This is a genomic window from Actinoplanes campanulatus (genome assembly GCF_014647795.1).
GTDB classification, from domain to species: domain Bacteria; phylum Actinomycetota; class Actinomycetes; order Mycobacteriales; family Micromonosporaceae; genus Actinoplanes; species Actinoplanes campanulatus.
In genome coordinates this window covers 1-17,084 of record NZ_BMPW01000022.1, presented here as the reverse complement: position 1 = coordinate 17,084, position 17,084 = coordinate 1, and the positions used below count along the sequence as shown (strand labels likewise).

Annotated in this window: 16 protein-coding genes; 8 read left to right on the top strand and 8 right to left on the bottom strand. The window is 72.4% G+C overall.

Annotation, left to right across the window (positions count from 1 at the left end; genetic code table 11):
- Positions 1-9: 9 nt before the first annotated feature.
- Entirely contained in the window at positions 10-1,581 is a 1,572-nt protein-coding gene (locus tag IEZ13_RS35175; RefSeq protein ID WP_183219841.1) for an ABC transporter permease, read from the bottom strand.
- 4 nt (positions 1,582-1,585) lie between these two features.
- Positions 1,586-1,822: a hypothetical protein gene (locus IEZ13_RS35170; protein WP_183219840.1), complete on the bottom strand. Its 237-nt coding sequence runs from the start codon at positions 1,820-1,822 to the stop codon at positions 1,586-1,588.
- A gap of 305 nt (positions 1,823-2,127) precedes the next feature.
- Between IEZ13_RS35170 and IEZ13_RS35165 the strand changes: the two genes are divergently transcribed.
- On the top strand, positions 2,128-2,319 hold the full coding sequence (locus tag IEZ13_RS35165) for a hypothetical protein (RefSeq protein WP_183219839.1): 192 nt from the start codon (positions 2,128-2,130) through the stop codon (positions 2,317-2,319).
- Between the two features lie 58 nt (positions 2,320-2,377).
- Here the strand turns inward: IEZ13_RS35165 and IEZ13_RS35160 are convergent, their stop codons facing one another.
- Positions 2,378-2,731 (bottom strand): L-rhamnose mutarotase, encoded by a 354-nt coding sequence (locus tag IEZ13_RS35160; RefSeq protein WP_183219838.1) that lies wholly within the window; start codon positions 2,729-2,731, stop codon positions 2,378-2,380.
- A gap of 43 nt (positions 2,732-2,774) precedes the next feature.
- Entirely contained in the window at positions 2,775-2,930 is a 156-nt protein-coding gene (locus tag IEZ13_RS35155) for a hypothetical protein (RefSeq protein WP_183219837.1), read from the bottom strand.
- A 47-nt stretch (positions 2,931-2,977) separates the two neighbouring features.
- On the opposite strand from IEZ13_RS35155, the gene IEZ13_RS35150 reads away from it, so the two are divergent.
- The 5 genes from IEZ13_RS35150 to IEZ13_RS35130 all read left to right on the top strand — a co-directional run bounded on the left by IEZ13_RS35150 (position 2,978) and on the right by IEZ13_RS35130 (position 7,155).
- Entirely contained in the window at positions 2,978-3,832 is an 855-nt protein-coding gene (locus IEZ13_RS35150; protein WP_183219836.1) for an alpha/beta hydrolase family protein, read from the top strand.
- On the top strand, positions 3,832-4,245 hold the full coding sequence (locus IEZ13_RS35145; RefSeq protein WP_203833657.1) for a MarR family winged helix-turn-helix transcriptional regulator: 414 nt from the start codon (positions 3,832-3,834) through the stop codon (positions 4,243-4,245). The genes IEZ13_RS35150 and IEZ13_RS35145 overlap by 1 nt, the downstream gene beginning before the upstream one ends.
- 69 nt (positions 4,246-4,314) lie before the next feature.
- The gene (locus IEZ13_RS35140) at positions 4,315-5,667 is read left to right on the top strand and encodes an NAD(P)/FAD-dependent oxidoreductase (protein WP_183219835.1); all 1,353 of its coding nucleotides are present in this window, start codon (positions 4,315-4,317) and stop codon (positions 5,665-5,667) included.
- A gap of 65 nt (positions 5,668-5,732) precedes the next feature.
- Positions 5,733-6,380: a thymidine kinase gene (locus IEZ13_RS35135; RefSeq protein WP_229795429.1), complete on the top strand. Its 648-nt coding sequence runs from the start codon at positions 5,733-5,735 to the stop codon at positions 6,378-6,380.
- Between the two features lie 97 nt (positions 6,381-6,477).
- Entirely contained in the window at positions 6,478-7,155 is a 678-nt protein-coding gene (locus tag IEZ13_RS35130; protein ID WP_183219833.1) for a PASTA domain-containing protein, read from the top strand.
- A gap of 9 nt (positions 7,156-7,164) precedes the next feature.
- Here the strand turns inward: IEZ13_RS35130 and IEZ13_RS35125 are convergent, their stop codons facing one another.
- Positions 7,165-8,106 (bottom strand): lamin tail domain-containing protein, encoded by a 942-nt coding sequence (locus tag IEZ13_RS35125; protein WP_183219831.1) that lies wholly within the window; start codon positions 8,104-8,106, stop codon positions 7,165-7,167.
- 81 nt (positions 8,107-8,187) lie between these two features.
- Between IEZ13_RS35125 and IEZ13_RS35120 the strand changes: the two genes are divergently transcribed.
- Positions 8,188-9,963 (top strand): ABC transporter ATP-binding protein, encoded by a 1,776-nt coding sequence (locus IEZ13_RS35120; protein ID WP_183219829.1) that lies wholly within the window; start codon positions 8,188-8,190, stop codon positions 9,961-9,963.
- The gene (locus IEZ13_RS35115) at positions 9,960-11,981 is read left to right on the top strand and encodes an ABC transporter ATP-binding protein (RefSeq protein ID WP_183219828.1); all 2,022 of its coding nucleotides are present in this window, start codon (positions 9,960-9,962) and stop codon (positions 11,979-11,981) included. The genes IEZ13_RS35120 and IEZ13_RS35115 overlap by 4 nt, the downstream gene beginning before the upstream one ends.
- Before the next feature lie 366 nt (positions 11,982-12,347).
- Here IEZ13_RS35115 and IEZ13_RS35110 read toward each other — a convergent pair whose 3' ends face one another.
- The 3 genes from IEZ13_RS35110 to IEZ13_RS35100 form a co-directional block, all read right to left on the bottom strand.
- Positions 12,348-13,031, bottom strand: a complete 684-nt coding sequence (locus tag IEZ13_RS35110) for a cellulose binding domain-containing protein (RefSeq protein WP_183219827.1) — start codon at positions 13,029-13,031, stop codon at positions 12,348-12,350.
- Between the two features lie 160 nt (positions 13,032-13,191).
- Positions 13,192-15,717 (bottom strand): M14 family zinc carboxypeptidase, encoded by a 2,526-nt coding sequence (locus tag IEZ13_RS35105; protein ID WP_183219826.1) that lies wholly within the window; start codon positions 15,715-15,717, stop codon positions 13,192-13,194.
- 693 nt (positions 15,718-16,410) lie between these two features.
- Positions 16,411-17,084, bottom strand: a 674-nt coding sequence (locus IEZ13_RS35100) for an HpcH/HpaI aldolase/citrate lyase family protein (RefSeq protein WP_189285767.1), incomplete at its 5' end; no start/stop codon positions are given.

Sequence of the window (17,084 nt, the reverse complement as noted above, 5' to 3'; positions counted from 1 at the left end):
CGCCTGGGCTCAGTAGCCCACGTCGCGCCGCCGGAATCCGGCGACGCCGGCCGCGACCAGCGCGGCCGCGACGGCGCCGACCGCCAGCGCCGGGCCGGCCGTCACCGCCTCCAGCGGGGCCCGTGGCAGATGGGTGAACGGGGACAGCCGCTGGGCCCACGGCGGCAGCCCGAACGAGGCGGCGAACAGCTGCACCACGGCACAGTAGGCGAGCACCGACCAGGCGGCCGCCGCCGCGGCCCGCGCCGCCCAGCCCAGGCCGAACACCGCCACTGCCACCACGGCCCACACCGCGGGCAGCACGGCCAGCGCCGCCCCGGCCATCCGCAGCGCCTGGCCCGGATCGCCGACGGTCAGCCCGTACGCCAGGCCCTCCCCGGCCCCGCCGGCGAGCAGCACCAGCGCGCTGCCGGCCAGCGCCACCCCGAGGTGGCCGCCCAGCCAGGCGCCGCGGCTCGTGGCGGTGGCCAGGATCGGCTCGGCCCGCCCGGCGAGCTCCTCGGCCCGCGCCCTCAGTACCGCCGCCACACCGGCCGCCGCCGCGAGCAGAGCGCACAGGGTCACGCTGAGCGCCAGGAACGCGTCGACGACCTCCCCCGCACCGCCCGGCAGGAACTCGGCCGTCTCCGGGTTGTCGGCCACCCACTGTTCGATGCTGTCGGCGATCGACCCGTACGCCACCCCGAGCAGCCCCACCCCCACCGTCCAGCCGATGATCAGGCCGCGTTGCAGCCGCCAGGCCAGCCCCGACGGGGTGCCCAGCGCCCGGGAGGCGTGCGGCCGGCCGGGGCGGGACCGCAGCAGGCCGGCACCGAAGTCGCGCCGGTCCAGCGCCGCGAGCGCCGCCAGAACCAGGACCGCGGACGCGCCCAGGGTGATCGCCAGAGGCCACCAGCGGTCCGCGCCGAACGCCCACGTGCGCTGGCCCCACCCGATCGGTGACGCCCATGCCACGGCGCCCGCCCCGGTGTCACCGACCGCCCGCAGCGCCCACGCCGCGCCGATCACCGAGCCGACCGTCGCGTAGACACCCCGGGTGTGCTCGAAGACCTGCGCGGCCAGCACGGTCAGCGCCGCGAACAGCCACCCCAGCGCGGCGGTCGCTGCCGCCACCAGCAGTGATCCGCCCACCGGCAGCCCGGTCCCGGCGAGCACCGCGAACACCACGGCCCCGGTGACCAGGTCGGCGAGCAGGGCCAGCCGCAGCGCGGCGAAGACCGGGGTACGGCGGCCGATCGGGGTGGACCGCAGCAGCTCGGCCCGGCCGGTCTCCTCGTCGCCGCGGGTGTGCCGGCCGATCAGGAACATGTTCATCAGCGCGACGACGACGGCCGCGAACCCGAAGATCTCGAAGACGATCTCGCCGCCGATCGAGGTGAGCAGCTCGGGCGGGCCGCTCATCGCGATCACCGCGGTGTTGGCGCCGACCGTCTCGCGCAGTCGGGCCAGGGCGGCGGGGTCGGCGTACAGGTCCTGGCTCTGGGTCGACTGGACCAGGAACAGCGCCCCGGTGCCGGCGATCCACCAGGGCAGCACGGCCCGCTCCCGGCGCAGGCCGTGAGCGAGCAGCGCGGCGGGCATCGGCTCAGAACCAGCGCCGGCGCCGGTAGTGGCCGTGGTGGCGGTAGTGCCCGTGATGCCGGTAGTGGCCGTGATGCCCATAGGCGCCCGGGTGGTGGTAGCCGTACCCCTGGCTGCGCTGGATCCGGTGGTTGACCTCCCGCAGCAGCCCGTCGACCGCCGGATTGTGCCGGCCGTGGGACATCCGCTGAAGCTTCGACGCGACCATCGAGAGCACGAACCGCTTGATGAAGCCGCTCACCGCACCGTCTCCTCTGTCTGCCGGGCCGAACGCTCCGCCGGTCCCATGGCTACCAGGGTAGGCCGCCGCTTCCAGTCCTGAGCTGTGCGTTTCCTGTCCGTCAACGGCATGGGCGCCTTCCCGCTCCCCGCGTCCGATGAGGACAGCGGGACGGTCCTGCTCGTACCCTGCGGGTGTTCGGCCCGCTGGGCGGCGAAGCTGCGTGACGACGAGAAAGATCCGCTTCAGCGGGCCGGTTCTCCTCATGTCCGGATGGCAGCAGACGATCAAGGATCTCAACCTTGCCCGCCCCCGAAGGAGTGATCATGTCCGTAGGTTCCGTCGGCTCCGCCCCGTTCAGCGTGCTCGCGGCCGGCCAGTTCCCGGATCCGCAGGCCCGGCAGGAGCAGGTGAACGCCCAGGCCGACCTGCTCCAGGCACTGGTCAGCCCCGACCTGCCGATGAAGATGGTGCAGAGCACCCTCAACGACGGCAGAGGCGTCGACCTCTACCTGTGACCCGGTCAGGCCGTCACGGGGCCGCGAGGACTCGTGACGGCGCCGGCCGGCCGCCGGTTCAGGACTCGATCGCCTGGAGGCTGTCGAGCTGTTCCTCGAGGTGGAAGACCTGGTCGAGGACGAGCATGCCCTCGTCCGGGCGGGACTCGCCGAGGGTAGGGAAGAACCCGGCCATCGCGGCCTGCCAGCGGGCGTTGACCTCGGTGCGGGCCATCGCCTCCTGGGCGGCGGCGAAGTCGTCGGTCTGGAGGGTGCCGACGAGCAGGCCGTCGGGGCGCAGGAAGAGCCGGTAGTCGTGCCAGCCGGTGGCGGCCAGCGCCCGCAGCATCTCCGGCCAGACGTCGGCGTGGACCGCGCGGTACTCGTCGAGCTTCGCCGGGTCGACCTGGAGGGTGAAGCAGACGTACGTCATCGCGGGCTCCTTCGGGTCAAGGCTCGGCCGCCATCATGGCCGCTCAGCACGTGGAGTGGAACAGCCCTCCCACCGGCTGCGACCCGGCCAGCTCGTTGTAGAGGCGCACGGCCTCGCCGGTCTCCGCCTTGCCGGGTGGCAGGCCCTCGACCGTCATCGCTCCCCACGAGACCGACCCGATCCGCGGTGATTGCGCCATCGCTCCTCCTCACGTTCCCGCGAACCATAGCTGCTACTTTATTTCGCATGCGAAATAAAGACATCAGGATCGGGGCGATCACCGGAACGCTGTGGGAGCCGGACGAGGCGCCCGAGGCGGTGCTGGTGGTGCACCCGGCGACGGCGACGCCGGCCGGGTTCTACCGGGCGTTCGCGGAGTTCCTGGTGGAGAACCGGATCGCCGTGGTCACCTACGACTACCGGGGTACCGGGCGGTCCGGGTCGCCGCGCGAGCACCGGCAGGTGGGCATGCGCGACTGGATCGAGCACGACGTGCCGGCGGTGACCACCTGGGCGCGGGAGCGGTTCCCGGAGCTGCCGCAGCTCGCCGTGGGCCACAGCATCGGCGGGCACGCCCTGGCGCTCGGGCACGGCGGACCGGAGCTGACCGCGTTCGCGCTGGTCGCCTCGCACGTGGCGGCCATCCGTGCCATTCCCGGCCGGGTCGAGCGGATGCGCGTACGCCTCGTGTTGAATCTTCTCGGTCCGGCGCTCGGCGCCGTGTTCGGCTATGTCCCGGCCCGCCGGTTGGGTCTGGGCGAGGACATCCCGGTGGCCGCGGTCCGGCAGTGGGGCGGGTGGGGCAGCCTGCCGAACTATCTGTTCGACGACCCGGCGATGCGGGCGGCCGAGCGGGCCGCCGCCGTGACGCAGCCGGTGCTGATGATCGGGGTGAGCGACGACCCGTGGGCGACGCCCGCGCAGGTCGACCTGCTCGCGGGCCGGCTGACCGGCGCCCGGGTCGAGCGCCGCGCCTGGACCCCGGCCGACGCGGGCGTTCCGCACGTCGGTCACCATGGGTTCATGCGCCGCACGGTTCGTGACACCCTCTGGCCCGACCTGCTGACGTGGTTCCAGAAGCGGATGGCGGACGTGGCCTGATGACCCACCGGCTGGTGTTCGATCTGATGACGGCCGAGCGCGCGGTCCGTCGCTGGATCGACGCCCGGTCCGGGGGCAGCGGCATCGGAGCGGCCGGGGCCGGGGTGCTGTTCCACCTGGCCGCCCACGGTGACGCGCTGATCGGCGACGTGGGCGCGGCCCTGGGCGCGTCGCCGTCCGGGATGAGCGGGCTGGTCAGCCGCCTGGAGAAGGGCGGCTTCGTGACCAAGGCGCCGGACTCCGGCGACGGCCGGGCGGTGCGGCTGGCCCTGACGCCGCTGGGCCGGCAGGCGGTGGGCACGGCCCGCGAGGTGGTGACCGAGCTGAATGCGGAGCTGACCGACGGATTCACGGCGGCCGAACTCGACGTGGTCGCCCGCTGGCTGGGACGAACAACACAGCGCCTGAGTTGAGCGGTACTTCCGCTGACGCCCCGGGCATACCAAGGTGATGGATGGGTGCCTCGAGCCGAGGGAGAGCTGATGCGTCATCGAGTGGTAGTCGTGGGGGCCGGATTCGGCGGCCTCTTCGCGATCAAGGCACTACGCCGGGCGGACGTCGACATCACCCTGATCAACGGTACGGCGTACCACCTCTTCCAGCCGCTGCTCTACCAGGTGGCCACCGGCATCCTGTCCGAGGGCGAGGTGGCCCCGCCGATCCGTGAGGTGCTGCGCCGCCAGCGGAACGTGGACGTCCGCCTCGGCTGGGTGCGGGACGTGGACGTCGAGGCGAAGGTGGTCTCGGTGGCCGGGCCGGGCATCGACTACACGGTGGGGTACGACACCCTGATCGTGGCGGCCGGCGCCTCCCAGTCGTATTTCGGCAACGACGAGTTCGCCGACCACGCGCCGGGCATGAAGAGCGTCGACGACGCCCTGGAGCTGCGGGCCCGGATCTTCGGCGCGTTCGAGGTGGCCGACCTGCACACCGACCCCGAGACGATCGAGCGGTGGCTGACGTTCGTGGTGGTCGGGGCGGGCCCGACCGGCACCGAGATGGCCGGCCAGATCGCCGAGCTGGCGCACCGCAACCTGCGCGGCCAGTTCCGGCACATCGACTCCCGCAAGGCGCGGATTCTGCTGGTCGACGCGGTCGGCTCGGTGCTCAGCACGTTCGGCGATCAGCTGTCCTCCAAGGCCGAGCGCCAGCTGGCCAAGCTGGGCGTGGAGGTGCGGACGGACACCAGGGTGGTGGCGGTCGACGCGACCGGCATCGAGGTGGAGTCCGGCGGGCGCCGCGAGCGGATCCCGGCGATGACGAAGGTGTGGGCGGCCGGGGTGGCGGCCCCGCCGCTGGCCGCCCGGCTGGCCGAGGCGGCCGGGGCGAAGACCGACCGGGCCGGCCGGATCCTGGTCGAGCCGGACACCACCCTGCCCGCGCACCCGGAGATCTTCGTGCTCGGCGACATGATGAGCCTGGCCGGCGAGGACGGGCGGCCGCTCCCGGGGGTGGCGCAGGTGGCCATCCAGAGCGGCCGGCACGCGGCCGACCAGATCAAACGGCGGCTCGCCGGCCGGGAGAGCGGTCAGCCGTTCCGCTATTTCGACAAGGGCAGCCTGGCGACGATCTCCCGCTTCTCGGCGGTGGCGAGCATCTGGAAGTTGCGGTTGTCCGGCTTCCCGGCCTGGGTGGTGTGGGTGGCGGTGCACCTGTTCTACCTGGTCGGCTTCAAGAACCGGGTGACCGCGGTGCTGCACTGGTTCGTCAGTTTCCTGGGCCGGGGCCGGTCGGAGCGGGTGGCCACCCAGCAGCAGGCGTTCGCCCGGCAAGCGATCCGGGCCTACGGTGATCCGTTCCGCCGGGCCTCCAGGGCGGACGCCGAGGTCGGGTAGCGTGTAGCGGCCCGCAGAAATTTGAGGAAGGCTCACCATTGGTCCCGGTCACAGTGTCAACGCCCGTGGTGTCGCGAGTCCGGACCTTGGCGCCGGTCTTTCACGAGCTGACCCTGTTCCACGGGAGCATGGGCGCCGGCAAGTCGACGCTGGCGCTGCAGAACGCGTACAACCGGCGGCAGGCGGGCCGGCCCGGGGTCCTGCTCACCAGCATGGACCGGGCCGGCGCCGGGGTGATGTCGTCGCGGCTCGGGGTGGCGGCGGACGCCATCGAGGTGACCGACGGCACCGAGCTGACCGCGCTGATCGCCGGCGAGGTGCCGGCCGGTGGTTTCGTGATCGTCGACGAGGCCCAGTTCCTGCATCCGGAGCAGGTGGAGCAGCTGGCCTGGGTGGTCGACGAGCTGTGCGTGGACGTGGACGCCTACGCCATCTCCACCGACTTCATGTCCCGGCTGTTCCCGGGCGCGCAGCGGCTGCTGGAGCTGGCCGACAACATCGTGTCGCTCCAGGTTGAGGTGACCTGCTGGTGCGGGCGCCCGGGCCGGCAGAACGCGCGGATCGAGGACGGCCGGGTGGCCCGCTCGGGCGCGCAGGTGGCGGTCGGTGACACGTCCGACGCGGCCGAGGTGACCTATCGGGTGCTGTGCCGACGGCACTGGCGCGACGGGGTGGCCGGGCCCGATTCGGTGACCGTGGAAACGAACTTCTAGCGCGAAGTCCCGACATTCTCGATACGCCGGGAGGTCGACGGCGGGGCATTCCTCTATGGTGTGCCCCGCTTTTGATCATCCAACGTGGAGGGTTGTCATGTCTCGCGCGGGCCTCGGGCCGCTGCTCATCCTGCTGGTGGGCGCCCTGTCACCGGCCTCCTGCGCGAGCGCCCCGGCCGCCGTGGGCGCCGCCCGGGTCACCGTGCCGGACCTGATCGGCGCGGAGGCCGACGCGATCGGCGAGCAGAGCGCCCAGGCCGGGGTGAAGCCGATCCTGCGCTACCGGTGGGACTCGACGGCCGCCCCGCGCACGGTGATCGCGGTGGCCCCCACGCCGGGCACCACGGTCGAGCGCGGCACCAGCATCACGGTCGAGGTGGCCGGCGCGCCGGGGGCCTCGCTGGACGAGCGGATCGCCGCGGACCGGGAGCACTTCGTCGGCCTCGGCACCGACCCGGACGGCACACTGGTGATCGCCGTGGCGGCCGGCGCCGACCGGGCCGCGGCGGTGGCGGCGCTCGGCACGACCCTGTTGAACCGGCGCTTCCGTACCGTCGTCTGCCCGGTGACCCACGCCGACCTGGAACGGATCCGGGCCGAGGTGAGCGCCACCGCGTCGCTGCACGCCACCGGCTACACGGTGCACATGGAGGCCACGGCGTGCGCGGTCCGGCTGACCGGCGACATCGCGCCGCCGGTCGTCCGGGCACTGCATCAGCGGTACGGCGGCGCGCTGATCGTCAGCAGCGGCCCGAGCCCCACGCCGCACACGTGACGGTCCGCGTCACGGGTAGATCATCCAGTTGCGCAGGTCTCCCTGCGGGTCGAACAGGTAGCCGCCGTCGCCGACGCTGTGCCGGGCCGGGTCGGCGTTGGACAGGATCGGCTTGGTGAGCCCCCAGTGCTTGTGGTCGGCGGTGTCCGTGCCCTTGCCGACGTGCACGAAGACGTCACCGCCGGCGGGCACGACCGTGCCCGCCCGGAAGGTGTAGCGGCGCAGGCCGGTGTCGCGCACCCACCAGCCGGCGATCGGCACGGGCGCGGCGGACGGATTGTGCACCTGGAACCATTCGCCGTTGAGGTTCCGCTCGTCGGCGCCGTCCGGGTCGGGGTTGACGGTCACGGTGAGGCCGCTGTCCTGTGCCGGTCCCACGCCGCAGCTGTCGGTGTCGTAGAGCCCACGGCGCTCGGCGGCGGCCTGCCGGGCGGCCACGTGATAGGCGTCGTCCCAGGCCCATTCACCGGGGAAGGGCAGCCAGAGCGCGTACCCACCGCGGACCATCTGCCGGCCGACGTCCTGCCAGGTGCCGTTGATCTTCACGGCGACCGAGCGCAGGTCCCGGTCCCCGCTCTTGCTGGCGGCGCTGAGTGAGGTGAGGCGCACCTTGTTGCCACCGGCTTTGAGGATCCGCTCGAGCCGCGCGGTGGCGGCCAGCGCGTGACAGTCCCCCTTGCGGCGTTGCGGCTTGGGCGAGTAGCGGGTCTGCTCCATCGCCTGCAGGCCGATGATCCGCACCGAGACGAGCTTCCTGGTGCCGTCGCCGGCCAGGTCGACGCGAATGGTGTCGCCGTCGGGCACCCAGTTCACCGTGCCCGTCCACATCTGGCAGCGTGGGCTGCCGGCGCCCGGGCGGCAGGCCGTTGTCGCGGCTTCGGCCGGCGTGGCGAGGCCGGTCGTCAGGGACAGTGTGGCGGCGGTGGCCAGGGTGACCAGGCGACGGAACATGACGCTTCGATCGGCTCCCGGCGACGGCGGTTGAGGATTCGGGGTTCCTTGTCCCTCAGATCGTTAGCTAGGCTAAGCAACATGCCGCCCGTACCGCGCCGCGCCCCCAAGGGCGGCATCCATCCGGATCCGTCGAAAACCTGGCTACGGCGCGCCTGGCCGATCGTCCGCGCCCACCGCGCCCTGCTCGCCACGTCGCTGACGTGCTCGTTCGCCGGCCTCATCGTCCAGGTGTGGATCCCCGACCTGGTCCGGATCGGCATCGACGAGGCGCTGGTGGACCGCACCGGCGACCTGAGCGTGTATGTCGGCCTGATCGCCGCGCTGGCCGTCACCCAGGGCGTGATCAACTTCCTGGCCCGGCTCTATCTGCTGCGCACCGCGTACGAGATGGAGTACGACCTGCGCAACATCGTCTTCACCCATCTGATGCGGATGTCGTACGCCTTCTACGACCGGGCCCAGTCCGGCGAGCTGCTGTCCCGGGCCACCAGCGACATCCGGGCCGTGCAGATGTACCTCGCGTTCGGCCCGTCGATCCTGGTCCAGTGCACGATCGCGGGCGTCGCCTTCGCCCTGATGCTGTCGATCAACGCCCCGCTGGCCGTGGTGGCGATGCTGACCATGCCGGTGATCGCGGTCCTCGGCGTCCGCATGCGCAAGGCGATCTTCCCGGTCTCCTGGCTGATCCAGTCCCGGCTGGCCGGCGTCGCCACCGTGGTCGACGAGAACGTGCAGGGCGTGCGGATCGTCAAGGCGTTCGCGGCCGAGCAGCGGCAGGTCGACACGCTGGCCCGGGCCGCCGACCGGGTCCGCTGGGCCTACACCACCGACTCGCGGATCCGCGGCCGCTGGCTCCCGGTGATGGACAACCTGCCCCGGCTCGGCCTGGCCATGGTCCTGCTGATCGGCGGCCTGATGGTGCTCGACGGGAACGCGACCGTCGGCACGATCGTGGCGTTCAACTCCTATGTGCTGATGCTCCAGCCGCCGTTCCGGATGCTCGGCATGATCATCATGATGGGGCAGCGGGCGGCCGCGTCGGCCCAGCGCATCTACGAGATCCTGGACACGCCCGCCGAGGTCGTCGACCCGGTGACCCCGGTGGCTCCGGAACCCCGGGGGGACGTTCGTTTCGAGGGCGCGCGGTTCGCGTACCCCGATGGGACCGTGGCCCTGGACGGCCTGGACCTGCACGTCCGGCCGGGTGAGACGGTGGCCCTCGTCGGCGCGACCGGCGGCGGCAAGTCGACGGTGGCACGGCTCGCCGCGCGCTTCTACGACGTGACGGCGGGGCGGGTGCTGATCGACGGCGCCGACGTCCGCGACTATCCCCTCGACACGCTGCGCGACCGGGTCGGGATCGTGCCGGACGAGCCGTTCCTGTTCTCCGTGTCGCTGCACGACAACATCGCTTTCGGACATCCAGGAGCGACACGCGAGCAGGTGGTGACCGCCGCCATTGCCGCGGGCGCGCACGCGTTCATCGAGAGACTTCCCGAGGGGTACGACACGGTCGTCGGCGAACGCGGCTACACCCTCTCCGGCGGGCAGCGGCAGCGGGTCGCGATCGCCCGCGCGCTGCTGGTCAACCCGCCGGTGCTGATCCTGGACGACGCCACGAGCGCGATCGACGTCCGCGTCGAGCACGAGATCCACGAGGCGCTGCGCGACCTGATGCACGACCGCACCACGATCGTCGTCGCGCACCGGCTCGCCACGATCGGGCTGGCGGACCGGGTCGTCCTGATCGAGAACGGTCGCGCCGTCGCGTCCGGGACCCACGCGGAACTGCTGGCGATCGAGCCCCGCTACCGCCGCGTTCTCGCCACCAGCGTCGCGGAGGTGCACCGATGAGCATGTTCGGCGGTGGGTTCGGCGGGCCGGGTGGCGGGCCCGGATCCGGGCCGGTCGGCGGCCTCAGCGGCACCGGCGCGGGCGGCCGCGACCGGCGGCAGGGCGGCCCGGGCGCGTTCGCCGGGATCCCGCCGGAACTGGCCGCCGGGGTGGCCGCGCTGGAGGCCCGCGAACCCGTGCACCCGGCGCCGGACGAGCCGTTCACCCAGGCCCCGGACGGCGGCCGGCTCAGCCTCTGGTCGCTGCTGTCCGGCCGGCCGGCGCTGCTCGTGGCGGCGGCCGTCGCGGTGCTGGTGGAGGCGCTGCTGCTGCAGTCCGGTCCGTACCTGGTCCAGGTCGGCATCGACCACGGCATCGTGGCCCGCGACGTACCGGTCCTGATCCTGGCGGCCGTGGCGTTCCTCGCCTCGGTCGCCCTCACCGCGGTGGCCTCGGCGGTCCGGATCCGGCAGAGCGGCCGGCTCGCCGCCTACGCCACCCGTGACCTGCGGGTCCGCGTCTTCGCCCAGTTGCAGCGGCTGAGCCTGGACCACTACACCAGCGAGAAGGCCGGGGTCACGCTCACCCGGATGACCTCGGACGTGGAGGCGTTGCAGCACCTGCTGTCCGAGGGGTTCGCCCAGTTCCTCATCCACGGGCTCACCATGGTCGTGGTCACCACGATCCTGGTGCACTACGACGCGTCGCTGGCGGCGATCACCCTGGTCCTGGTGGTGCCGCCGCTGCTGCTGCTCACGCTATGGTTCCGCGGGGCCGCCGACGTCGGCTACCGGCGGCAGCGCGACACCATCGCGGCCCTCTTCACCCACCTCTCCGAGAGCCTGTACGGCGTACGCGTCATCACCGCCCACAACCAGCAGGACCGCAGCGTCACCGGGCACCGCGAGGTGGTCGGCGACTACCGTGACGCGAACGACCACACCGGACGGATCAGCGCCCTCTACGGCCCCGGCACCTCGGTGATCGGCCTGCTCGGGCTGGCCGCGCTGCTGCTGATCGGTGGCCACATGGTGCTCGACGGCACCCTCACCATCGGCGAGCTGACCGCGTTCGTGCTCTACCTGAACGCCTTCTTCCAGCCGGTCCAGCAGCTCGTCCAGCTCTACACCAACTACCAGCAGGCGCGCGCCGCGCTCGGCAAGCTCCGCGGGCTGCTCGGGACCGTACCGGCCGTCCGCGAGGCCCCTGGCGCGATCCCGCTGCCCCCGGCCGACGGCGCCATCGAACTGCGCGGCGTCACCTTCGGCTACGACCCGGACCGCCCGGTGCTGCGCGACGTCAGCCTCCGGATCGCCCCCGGCGAGACGATCGCGTGCGTCGGCCCGACCGGCGCCGGCAAGTCCACCCTGGCCAAACTGGTGGCCCGGCTCTACGACCCGGACGAAGGCCTCGTCCTCATCGACGGCCACGACCTGCGCGACGTCACCCTCGGCTCGCTGCACCGGCAGGTCGGCGTGGTCCCGCAGGAGCCGTTCCTGTTCGCCGGGACGCTGCGCGACAACATCGCCTTCGCCCGCCCGTCGGTGCCCGACGAGGTGGTGTGGGCGGCGGTCGACGCGGTCGGCCTTCGGGATCTGGTCGACCGCTCCCCCGGCGGCCTGCACACCGTCCTGCACGAGCGCGGCCAGTCGGTGTCGCCCGGCGAGCGCCAGCTGATCGCGCTGGCCCGCGTCTTCGTGGCCGAGCCGCGGGTGGTGGTGCTCGACGAGGCGACCTCCAGCCTCGATCTGCGGTCCGAGCTGCGGGTGGAGGCGGCGATCCAGCGGCTCCTCGACGGCCGGACGGCGATCCTGGTGGCCCATCGGCTCTCCACGGCGCGGCGCGCCGACCGGGTGATCGTCGTCGACGACGGCGGCATCGTGGAATCGGGCACGCACGACGACCTGCTCACGGCCGAAGGCCACTACGCGGCCATGTACTCGACCTGGGAATCACACACCATTTCCGGTACGGACGTCGCCGTCCCCGACCGCAATCGACCCCGTCCCGCGGCGCACCCGCGATCACCTGCCCACTAACGCTCCGTGCCGCGACCGCCGGGCGTTGAGTGGCCGGTCACCCCACACGAACAACGGCATCCACGTTGCCGGGGTGGCCGTCTTTCCGGCGGCAACGCGCCGTGGCCGATCCCGCTCGGTCGGCTGTCAGTACTGACTCTGCTGGTCGATTGACCCGCGCCCGTCCGCTGCCGCCTGCCGGCCCGGTAACCGCTCACGTAGCGCCACCCGTGGACCCAGGCTGCCCCTGGAACGCCGGTAGGCGACCACGAACGGCACCGTGTGCGCACTGGCCGGGACACAACGGGCCGAGGAAGTAGGGCTGTCTCGAAACACTTGAGACAGCACCCGCAGTCAGCTGGTGCCGGCAGGTCGAGGCCGTGCCCGTCAGCTGTAGGAACAGGGGGTTCCGTTGACGGTGCAGGAGGAGGGGCGGCCGCCCGTGCCCGTGTGGGCGTACTGGAAACGCAGCGGGGCGCTCGATCCGACGGCGACCGGCGCGCCGGAGCGCCAGATGTAGCGGTCGCCCGACCGGCTCAGAGTGGCCTGCGGCGCGGACTCGACCCACGACGTGCGCAGCTCGCCCACCTCGTCCGGGAAGGTCAGCTCGACCACCCAGCCGGCGGGCGCCGCGCCGGAGTTGGTCACCAGGACCTCGCCGATGAACTCCCGGTCGTAGGGCGCCATCACCCGGTACCTGCCGGTGACCGTGGGCACGGGGCTCGACGGGCGCGCGACGGCCGGCGGCCTGGTCGACGGTCTGGTCGACGGCGTCCGCACCGGGAGCCGGCTGAAGGACGGCCGAACCGCCGGCGACCGGCTTCCCGTCGCCGAGGGTGCGGGCGCGGACGCCGCCGACGAGGTGACCGCGGCGGGCCGCAGTGGCGCGGGCAGGGTGAGTCCCGGCTCGGCCTCGACGGTGACGTCGTCACGGTCCGGCGACAGCAGCCGGAGCCCGGTCACCAGGACCATGAACAGCAACAGGCCGACAGCGACGATGATCGGCAGCCAGGGCAGCGACTCCGCCAGGCCTTCCCGGAATCCGCCCTCCCGGAACGCCGTCTTTCTCATCTGCGGAACGCCCCCATCACGGCACGAATGTGTGAACGAGCACACACTATGCCCGGCACCCCGTCGCGAATCAACAGCGATCTCTGTGACCGAGACTGGGGCCACGGACGGCAGAGCCCGCGGGCGGTGCGAGAACCGCCCGCGGGCTCTGCCGGGTGGGCTAGCCGGCGGTCCAGAACAGGGCTCGGGCGTAGCCGGCGTACAGGCCCTTCGGGTGGGCCCGGAACAACGGCTCGGTGCCGAACAGGACCGCGTTGCCGCCGCCGGGTGTGGTGCCGGAGACGACGGCGGCCTGACCGGCGGCCTGGGCCGGGCCGTTGGCGCCGGCCTCGGTGGGCAGCCAGTGGCCGGCGACCAGCGGGCCGGTGCCGTAGCGCTGTTCCACGGTGAAGCCGGTGCCGGTGAACCAGAGCGGCGAGTAGACGAACGAGTGCGGCGGGGAGCCCGCGCCCACGATCGGGCCCTCGTTCGTCACGGTGACCACGCCGTTGGCGTCGCCACGGCCGGCCACCGCGGTCGCCGGCAGGACCTTCGCGGCGGCGTTGAAGGCGGCGCCGGTGGCGCCCCGGGTGAGCACGCCGCCGCCACCGGCCAGGAAGGCGTCGACGGCGGCGCGGGCCGTGGGGTTCAGGGCTGCGTACGACAGGCCCGACGAGACGATCAGGGTGTCCACGCCGGAGAGGTCGGCCCCGGCGTTCAGGACCGCCGTCGACACGGTCCGCACTCCGAAACCCATCTCGCGGAGAACGAACAGCTCGTCCGCGGAGACGGCGGCGGCGATCACCGGCTGGTCGAACACCTCACCCTTGGCGCCACGAGGGGCGGCGCTGAATCGTACGCCCAAGGTCTTGGCTAGCGCGGTGGCCTCGGAGCGCGCCTCGGCCGGGACCACGACGGCGCCCGCGTGCGTACGCCGCAGTTTGATCCCCCGCGTGAGCAGCTCGTTGACCGCGCGCACATCGTTGCCGTCGCGCAGCGACAGGGTGAGGTCCCGCCCGCGCGGCGCGTCGACCGAGCCGGTGGGCGCGGCCCTGGTGACCGGCGACGTGTGGACGCGCGGCAGGGTGCGGAGGCTGGCGTCGACGCCTGCGCCCCAGAGCAGGCCGTGGCTCCAGCCGGAGATGTCGTACATCTGCGGCACCAGGTCGGAGATGTCGCGGCCGGCTTCGAGGAGCACGTTCGCGAGGCCGCGCTTCGGCTGGTGCATGTCGACGATGTAGGTGCCGTCGGGGTAGCGGCGCCCGTTCGCGGTGAAGTCGTGGCGGGCGCGGGTGACCCGGACGTCGTTGGCGATCAGATGGTCGACGAGGCGGGCGGCCGCCGGGGTGCCCGCCGGGATGACGTAGGCGCGCGGGAACGTCGTCGAGTACCGGTCCTCGGGGCCGAACCCGGGCACGAAACCGTCCGGGATCTCCGGCGACGCCTCGCCCGCCCAGCCGCGGCGGAACTGCTCGATCTGGTCGGCGAGCAGGGTGGCCCGGTCGGTGTCGGCGTAGGTGAGCGCCGCCTCGATGGTCGCGGCCGCCACGTCGGTGTTGATCCGGGCGCGACGCCGCAGTTCCTCGACCGGCAGGTTGGTGTAGTCGGCGTTGTTGACCCGCAGCGGGATCTCCACGGTGTGACCGATCGCGCCCTGGTACATCGCGTACATCGGGGTGAAGATCGGCGGCCAGTCGTCCCAGTCACCGGGAACGTAGTCCCGGAACGGGATGTCGGCGGCGGCCGTCTCCGGGTAGCCGAGCCGCTGGATCGCCTTCTCCATGCCGAGCGCGTTGGGCAGCGCGTGCTTGATGTAGAGGTCGTACTCGTAGTTCTGCCCGTGCGGCGGGGTGGCCGGCTCGATCAGCGTGGTGCCGGTGTAGCCGTGCTCGTCGAGCATGACGAACGGCTGCGTCCCGATGACCACGTCGCGGACCGCCCGGGACTCCGGCTGCGAACCGGTCGCGTGGTCCCGGTTGATGTCGAAGCCGGCGCTGTTCGCCCTGGTCCCGGCGATGCGGCCGTCCGGGTTGTTGGTGACGGTCACATACACCCGGCTGCGGTCCAGGAAGTCTCCGGTCGCGGCGTCGGTGGCGGTGGCCAGGCGTTCGATGACACGCAGCGCGCCGTCGGTGCCCTCCCACTCGTTGCCGTGGATGTTCGCGTTGATCCAGACCGGCGTCTTGTAACCGTTTCGGAGAGCGCGATCCCGCTTCGCGGCGGCCGGATTCTCCTCGATCAGCTCACGCCAGCGGTCCTGCCGGGCCGCCTCGCCCGCCGACTCGGGGGCGGTCACCGTCACCAGGTAGAGGTCGCGGCCTCCGGCCGACTTCCCGATGATCTCCGCGGACACCCGGTCCGAGGCCTGCTGCAGCGCGTTCAGCTTCGGGGCTATCTCGTGGTACGGGATGAGGCCGAGCTTGATCGACCGGTCCTCGGGATTGTCCGGCCACATCGGCAGGGTGTTCTGCCGTGGGTAGCCCTTGCGGCTCCTGAGGCTCCACGCGGACGCGGGCTCCTCCGCAAGCAGCGTCTGCGCCGACAGTGCGGCGGCCGAGTCGACGGCGGCGATCTCGTTGCGTTCCGGCCCGTTACCGAAGTCGCGAGTCGACGGGGTGTCACCGGGTGCGCCCGTCGCCGGATTGGCGAGCAGGGCGGTGGCGAGCAACGCGGCACCGAATCCGGTCAGGGTTCGTGACAAGTCCACAAAGCACCTCCGTTGGGATTCCCCGACCCTTCCCGGAGCGATGACGCATGCGCAATGATCTATCAGGTTGATTCACCATACCGTTAGGGTCATCCCCCGCACCTGCTATTCGACGCCCATCTCCATCGACAGGCATTCATGTCGCCACCCCGGCCGTCGATGCTCACCCCACTGGACCGCCTCCCCGTTCAGGCTCACGGCGGCGTGCCAGCACATCAATCTCGGACGTGTCACCACCGTCCTCGGTGGCAAGACGCCCAAGATCGCCGCGCGCTGAACCCACCGCACCAAGCGCACCACCCGCCGCCCCACGGCCCCGCGGCCTCGCCGCCCCGCCTCACGGCCCCGTCGCCTCGCGGCCTCGCCGCCCCGCCTCACGGCCCCGTCGCCTCGCGGCCTCGCCGCCCCGCCTCACGGCCGCCCCGCCTCACGGCCGCCCCGCCTCACGGCCGCCCCGCCTCACGGCCTCACGGCCTCGCCGGCCCGCCTCACAGATCTTGGACGAAAGTCCACCGCGGACGGTGAGAAAGCGGCCAAGATCGCGTGGTCTGGTGGGTGCGGGACGCTCAGCGTGCCAGCGGATCGCGAAAAGCCGGGACCAGCACGGGAAACGGCACCGACACCAGGACCAGAACGGAGACCAGAACGGGAACCGGCACGGGAACGGGACGGGTGAAGGGGCCGGGCAAGGCGCTACTGGGTGTGGGGCGCCAGGGAGAGGGTTCGGCGGGCTTCTCGGATCACGGCCAGGTCGACCATGCGGCCCCGGGCGTCCAGGCAGACGCCACCGCCGGCGGTTTCGAAGCGGGTGATCAGGTCGCGGGCGGTGGCGATCTCCTCGGCGGTCGGGGTGAAGACGTCGTGGACCACCGGGATCTGGGCCGGGTGGATGCAGGCGCGGCCGCGGAAGCCGAGGCGCTTCAAGGCGAGCGTCGAGCGGCGCAGAGCGTCCAGGTCACGGAAGTCGGTGGTCACCGCGGCGGCGGGTGGCTCGATTCCGGCGGCCGCCGAGGCGAGGACGACGCTCGATCGTACGAAGAGAAGTTCTTGATCTCCGGGGGTGATGCCCAGCTCGGCGCTGAGATCGGCCTCGCCGATCTGCAACCGGGTGACGCGCGGCGCCGACGCGATGGCCGCTGCCGCGAGGATCGCCTGCGGGGTCTCCAACAAAGGTACGAGGCCGACCGCCCCCGCCGGATCGTGCTCGTCGAGCAGCCCAGCCAGGGCGGTGAGCTGCGCCAGGGAGGCCTTCGCCACGACCAGGCCACGCAGCGCGGGAGTGATGACGGCACAGGCGTCGTCGCCACGCGGCGCGGGAGTGATGACGGCACAGGCGTCGTCGCCACGCAGCGCGGGAGTGATGACGG

What these genes read in the sequence shown, in the direction of transcription:
- IEZ13_RS35160 (WP_183219838.1), bottom strand. Translation starts at nt 2,731, where the DNA reads ATGACGTACGTCTGCTTCACCCTCCAGGTCGACCCGGCGAAGCTCGAC.
- IEZ13_RS35155 (WP_183219837.1), bottom strand. Translation starts at nt 2,930, where the DNA reads ATGGCGCAATCACCGCGGATCGGGTCGGTCTCGTGGGGAGCGATGACG.
- IEZ13_RS35150 (WP_183219836.1), top strand. Translation starts at nt 2,978, where the DNA reads ATGCGAAATAAAGACATCAGGATCGGGGCGATCACCGGAACGCTGTGG.
- IEZ13_RS35115 (WP_183219828.1), top strand. Translation starts at nt 9,960, where the DNA reads ATGAGCATGTTCGGCGGTGGGTTCGGCGGGCCGGGTGGCGGGCCCGGA.
- IEZ13_RS35130 (WP_183219833.1), top strand. Translation starts at nt 6,478, where the DNA reads ATGTCTCGCGCGGGCCTCGGGCCGCTGCTCATCCTGCTGGTGGGCGCC.
- IEZ13_RS35175 (WP_183219841.1), bottom strand. Translation starts at nt 1,581, where the DNA reads ATGCCCGCCGCGCTGCTCGCTCACGGCCTGCGCCGGGAGCGGGCCGTG.
- IEZ13_RS35145 (WP_203833657.1), top strand. Translation starts at nt 3,832, where the DNA reads ATGACCCACCGGCTGGTGTTCGATCTGATGACGGCCGAGCGCGCGGTC.
- IEZ13_RS35125 (WP_183219831.1), bottom strand. Translation starts at nt 8,106, where the DNA reads ATGTTCCGTCGCCTGGTCACCCTGGCCACCGCCGCCACACTGTCCCTG.
- IEZ13_RS35110 (WP_183219827.1), bottom strand. Translation starts at nt 13,031, where the DNA reads ATGAGAAAGACGGCGTTCCGGGAGGGCGGATTCCGGGAAGGCCTGGCG.
- IEZ13_RS35165 (WP_183219839.1), top strand. Translation starts at nt 2,128, where the DNA reads ATGTCCGTAGGTTCCGTCGGCTCCGCCCCGTTCAGCGTGCTCGCGGCC.
- IEZ13_RS35120 (WP_183219829.1), top strand. Translation starts at nt 8,188, where the DNA reads ATGCCGCCCGTACCGCGCCGCGCCCCCAAGGGCGGCATCCATCCGGAT.
- IEZ13_RS35140 (WP_183219835.1), top strand. Translation starts at nt 4,315, where the DNA reads ATGCGTCATCGAGTGGTAGTCGTGGGGGCCGGATTCGGCGGCCTCTTC.